Below are 13,305 nucleotides of genomic sequence, written 5' to 3' on the forward strand. Positions count from 1 at the left end.
CGCGCACTGCGCAAAAAACCCGCCATGGTGGCTGGCACCATGGCGGGGAACCCGTCCGGCCGACAGGCCGGACGGCGCAGAGTGTGGCTCGCCTACCGAGGATAGCGGCTATCCGGGCAGAAACGGCAGACCGGGCGCGCAGCCCGCCATCCGATGTTGGCGGCCAGGCTTTTAGCCGACGAACGCGCCCGGCACCGGGTCTTCGCCGAGCGCCGAGAGCAGGATGGCCCAATGCATCGCTTCGTCACCCAGGATGCTGCCGGCGGCCTTGGTCAGCTCGCGATTGTGGAAATTCGGCAGCACGCCCAGGTAGGCCGCGGTGGCACCCTTCTCCAGGCCGGCGGCAAAGCGCAATACATCGGCCTGGGTCTTCAGCTGGTCGGTCGGGAAGCCGTATTCACCCGGCTTTTTGGTCATCACGGGGCTGCCGCCCATCTTGGACACCGTGCTCGCCAGCACCTGTGCGTGTGCCTTGTGGTGCGTCTGGAACTTGACTGCGGTTTCCAGCACGGGCTTTTGCAGCAAACCGCTCTCGGCGCCAACCTGATAGGCCGCGATGGCCTGGTATTCCAGCCCGAGGGCGACATTGAGAATGGCGATATCGTCCTTGGTGCTGCCGGACTGGACCTGCGCCCATGCTGGCATCGACTCGCCCAGGCTTATCACCGCCAGTGATCCCAGCGCGAACAGGCCGGGGACTTTCAGCAAGCCGCGCCGGCGCGCATCCGGCGCAACAAGGATGCGGCTGTCCGTGTCCTCGCCGGCCTGGCGTTCGTGCTGCGCGGTGCTCGACTGCATGCGTTCCATGGTGTTCTCCTGTATAGGGGGGATGGCGCCTTCATGGGGTCGCATGCGCTCGGATGCGGCTTGCATCGCGGCTGCAACGGCGGCGCCTGTCTCTTCTACGCGCGCAATTGGCCATCGGATGCAGCGATCCATCGCATGCCGCGCGCAAGCCATGCCTATAATCCGGGAACGTCACTTGCTGATATCCGCCCCCGGTGCCCTCCTCCCCCACAGACCCCGCATTTGCCCCCAGGCCGGCCGACGCCGACCTGCTTGCCTCGTTGCTGCAAGGCGCGGCCATGGGAGACCGGCACGCCTTGCGGCAGCTCTACGATCAGACCGCAACGAAACTGTTTGGCCTCGCGCTGCGTATAACCAACAGGCACGACTGGGCGGAGGATGTGGTGCAAGAGAGTTTCGTCAGCATCTGGCATCACGCCGGCGACTACCGGCCGCACCTGGCTGCCCCGATGACCTGGATGACAGCCATCGTGCGCAACCGGGCGCTGGATTGCCTGCGCCGCCAGGCAGCTGCCCGCACCAGCCAGACCGTGGAGCTGGACGACAGCCTTGGCGAGTGGCTGGCCGACGAAGCGGCCGGCCCGGCGGAACTTGCGCTCGCCAGCCAGCAAGCGCGGGCGTTGAACCAGTGCCTGCAGCGGCTGGAACAGCCGCAGCGTCAGGCGATCTCGCTGGCCTACCTGAAGGACATGAGCCATAGCGAGCTGTCCGAACAATTGCAGGTGCCGCTTGGCACCATCAAGTCATGGATACGGCGCGGCCTGGAGCGCCTGCGCACGTGCCTGGAAAGCCTGTCATGAACCTCAGCCGCCATCCCGACCTGATCGACCGCCTTGCCGCGCAGTACGCGCTGGGCGTGTTGCGCGGGGGCGCGCGCCGCCGGCTGGAGACGCTCGCCCGCGAGGAACCCGCGATCCGCGCTGCCATCAGCCACTGGCAGTCCAGGCTGTCAGGCCTTGCCGAACTCCAGCCTGCCTCGGCGCCGGTGGATAAGGTGTGGAGCGGGATCGAACAACGGCTGGGCTGGCAAGCCATGAAGTCGTCCGAGGCCGCCGGCCCAGCCGGCGCGGCCACAGCCTGGTGGCAACGGCTGTGGGCCGCCCCTGGCTTCTGGCGCGGCGCCACCATGGCGACCGCCGTGCTGGCGGCCGTGGCAATCGGCCTCAACGTGCGGATGGCCCGCCAGTTGGACACTGCTCCGCTGGTCAATGCGGTGGCCGTGCTCAACGACGATCGGGCCCAGGCCGCCGTGCTTGTGACTTGGGATGCACGTTCGCAAGCGCTGACCTTGCGCCGCCTGGATCACCTGCCACTGAACGATACGCAGGCCCTGCAGCTTTGGGCCCTCCCCGCCGGTGGCAAGCCACAGTCGCTCGGCGTGATCGGGCACCAGCGCCAGCTGCGCCTGGCGGTCGCCCAGGCGCTGGGCAAGGTGCCGGCGCTGGCCATCAGCGTGGAGCCGCGCGGCGGCTCGCCCGATCCCAACGGCCCCACCGGGCCGGTGGTGTTCAAGGGCCAGGTGATCGACAACACCTTATAGGGCGGTCCGGGAGGCTCTCCCGGACCCGCTACCGTCTGCGTGGGGCCCGGCAGCGATATAATCGCGGTTTCCCCGAATTTTCTCGTTCGCCGCGCGGCCTGCCGCCGGCTTGCGAGCTAACCCAGCCTTACCGCCCATGACCTCCCAACTTGCCAAGAAAGGCGAAGCCTGGTCCGCCCGCTTCTCCGAACCGATGTCCGACCTGGTGAAGCGCTACACCGCTTCGGTGTTCTTCGACAAGCGCCTGGCTCTGTTCGACATCCAGGGTTCGCTGGCGCACGCCGCCATGCTGGCCAAGCAGGGAATCATCGCCGAGGCCGACCGCGCCGAGATCGAGCGCGGCATGACGCAGATCCGTGGCGAGATCGAGGCCGGCGGCTTCGAGTGGAAGCTCGACCTGGAAGACGTCCACCTGAATATCGAAGCACGCCTGACCGCGCTGGTCGGCGACGCCGGCAAGCGCCTGCACACCGGCCGCTCGCGTAACGACCAGGTCGCTACCGATATCCGCCTGTGGCTGCGCAGCGAGATCGACACCATCATCGGCCTGCTGGGCGCACTGCGCGGCGCGCTGCTGGACCTGGCCGAGAAAAACGCCGACACCATCCTGCCGGGCTTCACCCACCTGCAGGTGGCCCAGCCGGTCACTTTCGGCCACCACCTGCTGGCCTACGTGGAAATGTTCACGCGCGACGCCGAGCGCATGGCCGACTGCCGCCGCCGCGTTAACCGCCTGCCGCTGGGCGCCGCCGCGCTGGCCGGCACCAGCTACCCGATCGACCGTGAGTTTGTAGCGCAGCAACTGGGCTTCGACGGCGTGTGCCGCAACTCGCTGGACGCCGTCTCCGACCGCGACTTTGCCATCGAGTTCTGCGCCGCCGCCGCGCTGGTGATGACCCACATCTCGCGCTTCTCCGAGGAACTGGTGATCTGGATGAGCCCGCGCGTTGGCTTTATCGACATCGCCGACCGCTTCTGCACGGGCAGCTCGATCATGCCGCAGAAGAAGAACCCGGACGTGCCCGAACTGGCGCGCGGCAAGACCGGCCGCGTGAACGGCCACCTGATCGGACTCTTGACCCTGATGAAGGGCCAGCCCCTGGCGTACAACAAGGACAACCAGGAAGACAAGGAGCCGCTGTTCGACACGGTCGACACCGTGGCCGACACGCTGCGCATCTTCGCCGACATGGTGCCGGGCATCTCGGTCAAGCCGGAGGCCATGCGCGCCGCCGCGCTGCAAGGCTACGCCACCGCCACCGACCTGGCCGACTACCTGGTCAAGCACGGCCTGCCCTTCCGCGATGCCCACGAAGCCGTGGCCCACGCTGTGCGCGCCTGCGACGACCGCCGCTGCGACCTGGCCGACCTGACCGTGGCCGAGCTGCGCGAAGTCACCGGCCTGGGCGACAAGGCCGCGCTGATCGGCGATGACGTGCACGCGGTGCTGACGCTGGAAGGCTCGGTCGCGGCGCGTAACCACATCGGCGGCACCGCGCCGGCGCAGGTACGCGCGGCCATTGCCGCAGCGCGCGCCACGCTTTAATCGCAAGCTGCGGATTCAATGCGGCGCAGCGTGCCGATGTAAGTTTCACGTAAGTTTTGTTTTGAAAAAAAGCCGCCGGGGCAGGCCCCTGGCGGCTTTTTTTATTGCCTCACGGCGTTTTTGATTTTTGCGCGAAGCGGTAGGTATTAGCCCCAAGCGCCGAAGCATTTTGTTACAGATAAACTAATCGCCGCAAAAACAGGGGAGACAACCCATGTATTACTTGCTTGGTCTGTCACGACAGATCGACAGGTTGAATCAGCACACGGGCAGGCTTGCAAACATCATGATCCTGCTGTCGTGCCTGATCAGCGCAGGCAACGCCCTGCTGCGTTACGGCTTCAACCTCAGCGACAACTGGCCGCTCGAGCTGCAGTGGTATATGTTCGCCATCGCGGTGATGTTCGGCGCCTCCTACACCTTCCAGCGTAATGAACATGTGCGCGTGGACCTGATCTACGGCAACGTATCGGAGCGTGCGCAACACTGGATCGACATCTTCGGGATCATCTTCTTCCTGCTGCCTTCGTGCGTGCTGTTTGCATGGCTGTCGTGGGAATCGCTGTTCCTGCCCTCGTGGCGCATCCTCGAGCAATCCGGTAATTCCGGCGGCCTGCCGCGTTACCCGATCAAGCTGGTGGTGCCCCTCGGCTTTGTCCTGCTTGCCTTGCAGGGCGTGTCCGAGCTGATCAAGCGCATCGCCGCCCTCAAGGGCCTCGTGCGCATCGAATCGAAATACGAGAGGCCGGTGCAATGATTCCATTGGAATATATGCCGCCGCTGATGTTCGGCGGCCTGGTGGTATTCATGCTGATCGGATTCCCGGTCGCATTTTCGCTGTCGGCGGTGGGTCTTGCCTTCGGCATCCTGGCCATTCAGTTTGGCTATTTCCCGGTCAGTTTCCTGCAGGCGGTGCCCAGCCGCGTGTTCGGCAGCGTGCTGGCCAACGAGTTGCTGCTTGCCATCCCGTTCTTCACCTTCATGGGGGCGATACTGGAGAAGTGCGGGCTGGCCGAGGACATGCTGGACTCCATGGGCCAGTTGTTCGGCCCGGTGCGCGGCGGCCTGGGCTACTCGGTCATCATCGTGGGCTTCATCCTCGGCGCCATCACGGGCACCGTGGCGGCGCAGGTGATCGCCATGGCGATGATCTCGTTGCCGGTGATGATGCGCTACCGCTACAACATGAAGTACGCCACCGGCGTGCTGGCGGCGTCGGGCACCATCACGCAACTGGTGCCGCCGTCGCTGGTGCTGGTGGTGCTGGCCGACCAGCTCAAGACGCCGATGGGCAGCGCCGACGTGGGCAGCATGTACCTGGGCGCCTGGGGCCCGTCGGTGATCCAGATCGCGCTGTTCGCGCTCTATACCTTCGTGCTGACACGCGTCAAGCCTGACTGGCTGCCGCCGGTGCCGGTGGAGGAACGCACGCTGCGCGGCTGGGCGCTGTGGCGCAAATGCCTGCGCGGCATCATTCCCTGCGCGGTGCTGATCTTCCTGGTGCTGGGCACGATCATGCTGGGCATCGCCACGCCGACCGAATCCGGCGCCATGGGCGCGGTCGGCGCGCTGGTGCTGGCGGTGCTGCGCGACCCCGGCTTCGGCAAGCTCGACCGCAGTATCTATCGTACCGGCCTTGCCGCCACGGGCGTGGCCATCATCGCCGGCACCGTCGCGTTCGGCTCGCACGCCTTCCGCATTCCGCTGGCGGTGGTCTACCTCGTGATCACGTGGCTGCTGCTGCGTGCCGGGCAACTGACCGCGCTGCGCGGGCTGATCATCGAGGCTTACCAGTCCACGGCGCGCATCACCGCCATGGTGGTGTTCATCCTGATCGGCTCCACCTGCTTCTCGGTGGTGTTCCAGGGCGTGGATGGCGGCGCCTGGGTGGAGCACATGTTCACCTCGCTGCCGGGCGGCTGGATCGGCTTCCTGCTGGTGGTCAACCTGTTCATCTTCTTCCTCGCCTTCTTCCTGGACTTCTTCGAGATCGCGTTCATCGTGGTGCCGATGCTGGCGCCGGTCGCGGTCAAGGTGCTGGCCCCGGTCGTCGCCGATTCGATGGGCGGCAACCCGGAAGCGGCGGCCACCGCGGCGCTGGTGTGGTTCGGCGTGATGCTGTGCGTGAACATGCAGACCTCCTTCATGCACCCGCCCTTCGGCTTCGCGCTGTTCTACCTGCGCGGCATCGCGCCCAAGGAAGTGAAGAGCTCCGACATCTACTGGGGCGCGCTGCCCTGGGTCGGCCTGCAGATGATCATGGTCGTGCTGGTGATGTTCTGGCCGGGCCTGGTGACGATGTTCCTGGACAAGGGGTCGTTGCACCACAGCAATGCGGCGGAGGTCACGATTCCGCTGGGGGGCGAGAGCCCGGGCGGTGCGGCCTCGGTGCCGGCGCCTGTGCCGGGCGGCCGTAGCGAGCCTGGCACGCTGGAGTTGCCGTCGGCGCCTGCGGACAGCGAACCTGCCACGCCGCAGTTCGAGTTCGACAAGAAAAAGTAGCAGGAACGCCAGCCTGCAGCGGTCACTACGGAATCAGAAAGGGCCATCTCGGCTGTAATGCCGTTCGGTTAAGAACCGAACGGCATTTTCCATTGCGGCCGTGAACGCGGCTGCAAACCCCGCGCCGCAGTGTTAGCGCTTGCAGCGCAATGTTATCTGCACACCTCAACTATCTGCTGGAAGCTCAGCAAGCCGCCGACTTTTCTGGCTCAGTGAACATTTGCCGTATGAGTAGGTCGAACAGGCGGTCCAGCTTTACCGCTTCCGCCAGGAACTCCTCCGAGTAGGCCTACCCGCCACTATTCATCTCTGACACCTCCTGACCAGATCATTATCGAAGAATCAGGTGTGTCCACTACAGTCAGGCTACCTCACACTGCCTTCGTCCGGTCAGGCGCCTTTCATACGGAGCATGACAGCATGCACCCGGCCCCCGATATAGCTCACCATCATCCTGGCGGGGTGGCAGCGCGGGTCAATTCGCTTCAGCGCCTTTCGGTTCTTGAGCGCAAAGCGCATCGTGTTATAGAGCGCATAGCTTTCATAGGACAGTCGCCCCCGTCCTCGCGCGCCACCGGTTGCTTTTGACGGCGGCAAGTTAATCTGCACCGCACGCGAGTCATAGAGAACCTTCATTCCTGCCGCTCGGCAGCGGACAAGATAATCGGTTTCCTCGCGATAGCAATTCCCGATATAGCGGGTATCAAAATCGACTGACTGTGCGGCTTCGGCGCGAATCAGGAATGATGCGTGACAAACAGGCAGCTCCATGGGCATATCGGTGACGGCCGAGAAATCAAACTGTAGCCTGCTAAGGTCAGCGATGTCGTTGGCATTCCTGATCAACTTGCGCCTGCCCATCACGCCGGAAAAGTCATCCTCATTGTCACGAAGATACAGAGCCGAGGCACCCACGATATCCGCCGCGTGCTCTTTTGCGGTCTGGAGTAGCAAACCGATCGCCCCCTCGCTCAACATCGAATCGTCATCGCCGAAGTAGAGATACTCCGTGCGTGCCAACGCCTTGCCTCGATTCTTGGAAGCCGTCTGCTTACTGTTGACAGCATTGCGGATGTACTGGATCTGCGGATATTTCTGGATGAGTTGTTGCGCGACGGCTCCCGTATCATCGGGCGAACAATCATCCACCAGAATCAACTGTTCCACTTCCGGCTGCAGATACGATGGGATCGTCGTATGGAGCAAATGCGCACGCTTGTAGGTGGGGACGACCACCGTGACCTTATTTTGACTGTATGACATAACGTCTCGCTAACACGCAGACAACAGCAAAGAGCGCCGCCTTTACCAGTGGCACGAAAAAGAAGAGCTGCGTCTCTCGTGGCACCAATAGCAAAAACGGGAATACACTTGCGAAGATGAAGAGTCCGACCGGGGATTTGGTGCCCAGCCTGAACAGACATTTCAGGACCAGCCCGGTGAACACGCCAGCGAACAGCGGACCAAAAAGCGGGGAGTAAAGCATGGCTTCAGCCACTGCCGAACCACCCATTCCCTTGCCGTCGAGGTACATCTCAGCATCGACAATGAAAGACACCCGGTGCGCCAGGCTCGCCGTATGGTGCGCGAAGTCCAGGTTCTGGCCAATCGGCAAATGCTGGAAGAGCCGGTCGTAGCCGTCGATAAACAGAGCGAACGTGGAACGCAAGCCATCAATGGGTATAACAAAGGACGCGAGATTCTTCAGCGTCGAAACGATGAAAATCAGGGAAACGCCTTGTCCGTAAACAAATCCCATCAGCGTATCTGGCAGGTTCGCGAAGAATGACCCTGAACCCGCTACACCTACTCGCGCCCGCCCCAGGTACTCACCGAAGATCGCGAGCGCAATGCCCGCCAGCAGCGCCTTCCATACTGAGAATTTGAACCCCTGGCTGGTCACGAAGAGCCATGTGAGTCCAATGATCTGAGCCATTGGTATGCCGCGTGCACCCTTGAGTGTGTCCAGCAAGCACAGCATCACCCCAAAGACATAGGCAAGCAGGGCCGGCTTCCATTTGGGGCGGGATGCTATGTATACGAAGACGCATAGGATCATCCAGCTTCCGATTGCGTACGGAATCCCGCCGGGGCCACCAGTCTTATAAAGGCTGAGATAGTCGCCACTGCTCCAGGTCGCCAAGTTGATGTGGAGGCGATAGAGAGCAAATGGCATCAGGACAATACCAACGCGCAGCGCTATGCGTCCCAGCGCCGGATCCTCGCGCGCGTCCAACTGGCCCAGTTGGCCAACAGCCAGCGTGATGCCGCACAGGAAAAGTGAAATGGCGGCGAGCGCCTTGGCTACCAGCGTGAGGTCCATCGGACCCATCAGAAACCAATCGCCATACCGGTAATCCGCCCAGCCAAAGATAGTCGTGATAATAAAACGACCAAGCAAGAACATACCCGTGGTCAGGCAGAGCAGACTAGCAGGATTGGTCCGAGTGGGCGCGGCCACGCTTGTCAACGCCAGACAAACGGCGAAAGTCAGGCCGGTGATTGGCGCCTGAACGCTGAGCACCCCGAACGATCCAGAGACAAGATTCGCGAGGATCAGCACGGCAATCGCCGGCAAAGCGATACTACGCATTCCGTGTACCAAAAAAAATTGTCGAAGCGACGACCAAGAGAATCAGATTTGCCACGACATAAGCAATCGCCGCACCTGCCAGTCCCGTAGCACCGATCAAGAAATGTGTACCAAGCACAAATGAAATCGAAAATACCAACTCCAGAGCCCAGGAGAATCGCAACTTCCGCTCATAGATAAAAAATGCGATTAAAGGCATGGCCAAGGCCTTCAAGGCATCCCCCGCCAACTCAATCCACATTAGCTTCGATATGGCCATGAACTGTTCGGAATAGAGCAGCTTCACGATCACATCGGACGCCAGCAGGACAATCAGCATGCCCACGACAAGCCCCACCGCAACCATGATCGCATAGCCCGGCAGACGCCCCTTCAGCGCCTCTCGCGGCGAACTGCTGCGAAAGACTTCAGGTAGCAGCACGTAAGCAACCACCGCCTGCGTCATTGCCATGACGGCATCGGAGATGCGAAACAGCCCTTGCCATAGGCCCGCCGCTTCCGGCCCCAGCTGGGCCGAAATCGTAGCGCGTACAGCGATCACTGCGCTCGTCCCGACCAGCGCGGGAGCTAACGCGATGGCGACATACGGAGCAAGCGTTCTGACCGCCGTCCAGTTCGCCTTTGGCATCTGCACGCCAGCGTGCCAGCGCATGCCCGCCAGTCTTGCCGCGAGCAACCACATGCCTAACGTCATTGCGCCGCCAGTCATAAGGGCCAGAATGGCGCTTTCCGGGGAACCTGGGCGGACAATCAGCCAGTACGCCAGCAAAGCCGCGGGCCCGCTCAAGCCCACGACCAACGCGTTGGCGCCCGTATTCCCAAGGGATAAGGCGACCGCCTGCACGTGCAATGTTAAACCGGCGCACAGCGCAATCATCAATGCCGCGGCCGGACTCAGGAGTTGTGCGCCATTCACAATACCCAGATCGCGAAACACCGCGTGGAAGCCACATATCAGGAACGGCAAGCCAATGGCATAGATTAGGCCACCGGTCAGCCAGCGGTCACGCGATTGCCCTGCCTCTGGCCCCTCAGCCGATAGTTTGGCCACTAGGCCCTGTCCGATTCCTCCATTGGAAAAGGTCGAATAGAGCGAACTGATACTGAAGATGTTCCCCCAGATGCCGAATGCGGCAGGCCCTAGCTGGACGGAGAGAATCTTGTTGGTGGCAAGGCCTGACAGTAATTTGACGAGAACGCCCACACCAGAAAAAACAGCGTTCAATACCATGGAGGCGCCGAAAGGAGGCGTGGGCCTGAGAGGCGCGAAAAAATACGACTGGTAATCGTAGTGCACGCGAAACTAGCAAGGAAGAAGGCGGAAGTCGCCTTGCTGAACCCCTCCAGTGTTCTCATGATGAACCAGACCGATCGTACGGATCGGAGCTTGTTGGACGAGAATGAGCGCTTACGCACGCGATACCAGGCAAGGGTTTCTGGCAGCCGCCATCCCTTGTAGCCGGTTTTTACGAGAATCGCCCAGGCGGCGAAATCCTCGGCAACCAGTCCTGACGGCATGCTAGGAAACAGACCGTCCTTCGCGATATGGCGCCTCAGCATCACCGCCAAGCATCCCACACCGCGCCTGGCATTGTGGGAAAAAAGGGTAAGGCGGTCAGGACCGCAAACCCTCGCTATCGGGCTTCCACCACCGTCCTCGAACGAAATATAATCGTGATAACTAAAATCGAGATTATTTTCCAGCATGAATGCTGTCTGCCGCTCGAGCTTTCCTGAATCCCATATATCATCCGCATCTAGGAAGGCGATAAAATCGCCCTGCGCGGCCGCAACGCCGACATTCCGAGCGAATGCGGGCCCACGGCTTACCGGGTTTGTCAGGATACTTATTCGCGAATCCGAAGCAGCCAGATCCGCCAGGATCGTAGCCGTTTCGATATCCGAGCCATCATCTATTAATAGCCACTCGAAATCCGGGAGACTCTGCAGCAAAACCGAGTTCGCGCAGGCGGAAATATACCTGCCATCATTGTAAACAGGCGTGACGATACTCACGAGTTTCTTCGGACTTGATGTAATCATCGCGCTAACAATAAATTTTCCAGTCGTCGCGTTTGAGATGCGTAAGAGTATAGCGTATCGAATGCGTCAAGCACCTTCTCGCGGGAGGGCCTCAAGTCCGGGGTCTGTAAGAAATTGTGAAGAACCTCGACCATCGACGAAATGTCATCGACCACACGAACGGTATCCCGGAATCTTGGGTCCGATAAGACTGCCTCGTAGCCAACCGCCGCATTGGGCATGCAAATTACTGGCAGCCCATATGACATCGCCTCGGCGACCTTGGTCTTCATGCCACTACCCCAATCGACGGGCGCGAGATAAGCAGATGCCGAAGCTAATGTTGCCGCCATGAGGTCTGGGCTGGGGCTGTCGACGACGCGGATGTCCGGGTAGCCCGCGGCGGCCTCGGCGGCTTTGGCACCAGCCACCACAAACTCAACGTGGAGCGGACTGGTCAGTCGAAACCTGCGCGCTACCTCGGCAAAGTTCTCCAAGGCCTTCTTATTCGGCGCAAAGCCAAAGTGAGCCGTAAACAGCACTATTGCTGGGGCACCCCGTTCAATGGCATCGCTTGCGGCCCCGATATCGCCGCGCGAAAGCGCAATCGGAAGAACCCCATCACGACGCGGCGCACCATAAACTTCGGTAAAAAGTGTCCGATCCGCTGCAGTGATGAATGTCATAAGATCGGCTGTCGGCGCCAATGCTTCAGTGCGGCGGATAATCCACGTCTCGAGACTGCTAGTTACCTTACGTAACATATTCGTCTCAACGTGCTGGCGCTTCAGCTCGGCTTCAACGTTGTCGCTTAGGATCGCATAGGTGCTGTCCGGCACTTTGCGGCGTACATGCCGCATCAATCCGCCACAGCGCGAATTGTGGAACATAACGACATCGGCGTTCGTCGCATATGCAGCAATATTCGACTGGTAAGTCCGCAAATAAGTTGGGCACAAGGCCACTCGTGCAAGGACATCCCGCCAGGCGTTTTTGCGCAAATAAACCGCCCTGCATTTGCCAGAAACATCGAATGCATCCCGCCGGCCAACGTCCTTGCTAAGGATCGTCAACTCCGTGATTGTGGGTGAATTGCACAGGGACTGCGCGATGGATCGCAGGTAAAGCCCGCCGCCGGAGAGCTCCTGCAGGCCGTTAGGTGACACGAGAAGAACTTTCACGGGGTTCGGCACAGAGCAAGCGCGCGGATCTGGGCACAGAAGCGCTGAGTGGAAAAAAATTCGGCGATAAATGCCTTCATTGCGTCAGGATCGCTGCTGTGTCGCAATGTGTCGAACAACGCCGTCCCGACAGTCGCGAACTCTGCAGCGCTGGCAGGCAGCTTGCGCACCCACGGCACACCACTCTTGATGAAGACCTTGCACGCGCCCACCTCCGTGCCAAGTACGCTGACACCGGAGGCCAACGCCTCGAGGGTGACCAGCTCGAAACCCTCGAACAATGAAGGCAAGATGAAAATATCAATCTTATCGTAAAACGCTGCCATATCGTCAGGAGAAACTCCGCGCATAATCGATACATTGGGTAGCCCCTGCAGTGCTTCGGGTATCTCGCTGATTGTTGCTATCACAAGGGAAACCTCAGATTGCGCTGCAACCCATTGCGCCACCTCAATCAGATATGGCAAACCCTTGCCATATTCGAGTCGGCCTGCGAATCCTATACGGACTGTATCGCCGGTGAATTTCGGTTTCGGATTGAATATCGAGGCATTAATCCCATTATGCACGACAACACACTTTTCCGGTGGGATTCCATGCAGTTTAATGCACAATTCCCGAATATCCTCCGACACGCAAACTACGCAACGGGCAGTACGCATCGACAATCCCTCAAAAACCGAGAGAAGCCTCATGCCGACAAATCGCTTTCGAAGACCGGATAATGCTCTTATATATCCGGCCGCCGAGCCATGCACTATAAGAAGGTCCGACGGATAGAACGGGGTAAACGACGAATTTGAAATCGTGACAAACCGATTCCCCGACATTCGCTTAAGCCATAGCCACAAGCAAGCAAGCATCGGAAACACGAACTGGCCTAGCCGGCCACCCCGCAAGAAGCTGGGCACGACCCGGATCTCATCCACTAATGTCACCTCGTTTCCATGCCGCATGAGGTCATCCATCGTGAGATGAACGACACGCTCGACACCACCCGTGTTTCGCACACCATTGCGAGAAACAAGATACACAGGTAGGGACAACGTGGCGCTCGGGACGGAAGAGTGCATTGATAATCAGGAGTCGGAGACAGTGCTATTTTCAGGACAAC

At 60.7% G+C, this 13,305-nt stretch carries 12 protein-coding genes; 5 read left to right on the forward strand and 7 right to left on the reverse strand.

The features are described 5' to 3' along the window. Positions 1–171: 171 nt before the first annotated feature. Positions 172–807, reverse strand: a complete 636-nt coding sequence (locus tag F7R26_RS15880) for a ferritin-like domain-containing protein (protein ID WP_150984041.1) — start codon at positions 805–807, stop codon at positions 172–174. A 278-nt stretch (positions 808–1,085) separates the two neighbouring features. On the opposite strand from F7R26_RS15880, the gene F7R26_RS15885 reads away from it, so the two are divergent. From F7R26_RS15885 to F7R26_RS15905, 5 genes are all read left to right on the forward strand, one after another. Then, on the forward strand, positions 1,086–1,607 hold the full coding sequence (locus tag F7R26_RS15885) for a sigma-70 family RNA polymerase sigma factor (RefSeq protein ID WP_150984216.1): 522 nt from the start codon (positions 1,086–1,088) through the stop codon (positions 1,605–1,607). Then, on the forward strand, positions 1,604–2,347 hold the full coding sequence (locus F7R26_RS15890) for an anti-sigma factor (protein ID WP_150984040.1): 744 nt from the start codon (positions 1,604–1,606) through the stop codon (positions 2,345–2,347). The genes F7R26_RS15885 and F7R26_RS15890 overlap by 4 nt, the downstream gene beginning before the upstream one ends. Before the next feature lie 136 nt (positions 2,348–2,483). Then, entirely contained in the window at positions 2,484–3,893 is a 1,410-nt protein-coding gene (gene argH, locus F7R26_RS15895; protein WP_150984039.1) for an argininosuccinate lyase, read from the forward strand. Positions 3,894–4,107: 214 nt separating this feature from the next. Continuing rightward, on the forward strand, positions 4,108–4,650 hold the full coding sequence (locus F7R26_RS15900; protein ID WP_150984038.1) for a TRAP transporter small permease subunit: 543 nt from the start codon (positions 4,108–4,110) through the stop codon (positions 4,648–4,650). Next, the gene (locus F7R26_RS15905; protein WP_150984037.1) at positions 4,647–6,395 is read left to right on the forward strand and encodes a TRAP transporter large permease; all 1,749 of its coding nucleotides are present in this window, start codon (positions 4,647–4,649) and stop codon (positions 6,393–6,395) included. Before F7R26_RS15900 ends, F7R26_RS15905 begins: the two co-directional genes overlap by 4 nt. A gap of 390 nt (positions 6,396–6,785) precedes the next feature. Here F7R26_RS15905 and F7R26_RS15910 read toward each other — a convergent pair whose 3' ends face one another. Genes F7R26_RS15910 through F7R26_RS15935 form a run of 6 tightly spaced genes read right to left on the reverse strand, consistent with a single transcriptional unit; the run spans position 6,786 to position 13,264 of the window. After that, positions 6,786–7,658 carry a glycosyltransferase family 2 protein gene (locus F7R26_RS15910; protein ID WP_150984036.1) on the reverse strand — a complete coding sequence of 291 codons (873 nt, stop codon included), beginning with the start codon at positions 7,656–7,658 and terminating at the stop codon, positions 6,786–6,788. Then, positions 7,639–8,988, reverse strand: coding sequence for an O-antigen polysaccharide polymerase Wzy (wzy, locus tag F7R26_RS15915; RefSeq protein WP_150984035.1), 1,350 nt, complete (start codon positions 8,986–8,988; stop codon positions 7,639–7,641). The genes F7R26_RS15910 and wzy overlap by 20 nt, the downstream gene beginning before the upstream one ends. After that, a complete protein-coding gene (locus F7R26_RS15920) occupies positions 8,981–10,219 on the reverse strand; it encodes an MATE family efflux transporter (protein ID WP_150984034.1) in 1,239 nt (412 codons plus the stop codon). The genes wzy and F7R26_RS15920 overlap by 8 nt, the downstream gene beginning before the upstream one ends. Beyond that, the gene (locus F7R26_RS15925) at positions 10,210–11,004 is read right to left on the reverse strand and encodes a glycosyltransferase family 2 protein (protein ID WP_170301742.1); all 795 of its coding nucleotides are present in this window, start codon (positions 11,002–11,004) and stop codon (positions 10,210–10,212) included. The genes F7R26_RS15920 and F7R26_RS15925 overlap by 10 nt, the downstream gene beginning before the upstream one ends. Positions 11,005–11,027: 23 nt before the next feature. Then, complete coding sequence (locus F7R26_RS15930) at positions 11,028–12,191, reverse strand: glycosyltransferase (RefSeq protein ID WP_150984032.1); 1,164 nt, start codon at positions 12,189–12,191, stop codon at positions 11,028–11,030. Then, positions 12,188–13,264 (reverse strand): glycosyltransferase family 4 protein, encoded by a 1,077-nt coding sequence (locus tag F7R26_RS15935; RefSeq protein WP_150984031.1) that lies wholly within the window; start codon positions 13,262–13,264, stop codon positions 12,188–12,190. The genes F7R26_RS15930 and F7R26_RS15935 overlap by 4 nt, the downstream gene beginning before the upstream one ends. Positions 13,265–13,305 lie beyond the last annotated feature (41 nt).

Source organism: Cupriavidus basilensis (assembly GCF_008801925.2).
Taxonomy (GTDB): domain Bacteria; phylum Pseudomonadota; class Gammaproteobacteria; order Burkholderiales; family Burkholderiaceae; genus Cupriavidus; species Cupriavidus basilensis.

What these genes read in the sequence shown, in the direction of transcription:
- F7R26_RS15910 (WP_150984036.1), bottom strand. Translation starts at nt 7,658, where the DNA reads ATGTCATACAGTCAAAATAAGGTCACGGTGGTCGTCCCCACCTACAAG.
- F7R26_RS15885 (WP_150984216.1), top strand. Translation starts at nt 1,086, where the DNA reads ATGGGAGACCGGCACGCCTTGCGGCAGCTCTACGATCAGACCGCAACG.
- F7R26_RS15880 (WP_150984041.1), bottom strand. Translation starts at nt 807, where the DNA reads ATGGAACGCATGCAGTCGAGCACCGCGCAGCACGAACGCCAGGCCGGC.
- F7R26_RS15900 (WP_150984038.1), top strand. Translation starts at nt 4,108, where the DNA reads ATGTATTACTTGCTTGGTCTGTCACGACAGATCGACAGGTTGAATCAG.
- wzy (WP_150984035.1), bottom strand. Translation starts at nt 8,988, where the DNA reads ATGCGTAGTATCGCTTTGCCGGCGATTGCCGTGCTGATCCTCGCGAAT.
- F7R26_RS15935 (WP_150984031.1), bottom strand. Translation starts at nt 13,264, where the DNA reads ATGCACTCTTCCGTCCCGAGCGCCACGTTGTCCCTACCTGTGTATCTT.
- argH (WP_150984039.1), top strand. Translation starts at nt 2,484, where the DNA reads ATGACCTCCCAACTTGCCAAGAAAGGCGAAGCCTGGTCCGCCCGCTTC.
- F7R26_RS15905 (WP_150984037.1), top strand. Translation starts at nt 4,647, where the DNA reads ATGATTCCATTGGAATATATGCCGCCGCTGATGTTCGGCGGCCTGGTG.
- F7R26_RS15890 (WP_150984040.1), top strand. Translation starts at nt 1,604, where the DNA reads ATGAACCTCAGCCGCCATCCCGACCTGATCGACCGCCTTGCCGCGCAG.
- F7R26_RS15920 (WP_150984034.1), bottom strand. Translation starts at nt 10,219, where the DNA reads ATGGTATTGAACGCTGTTTTTTCTGGTGTGGGCGTTCTCGTCAAATTA.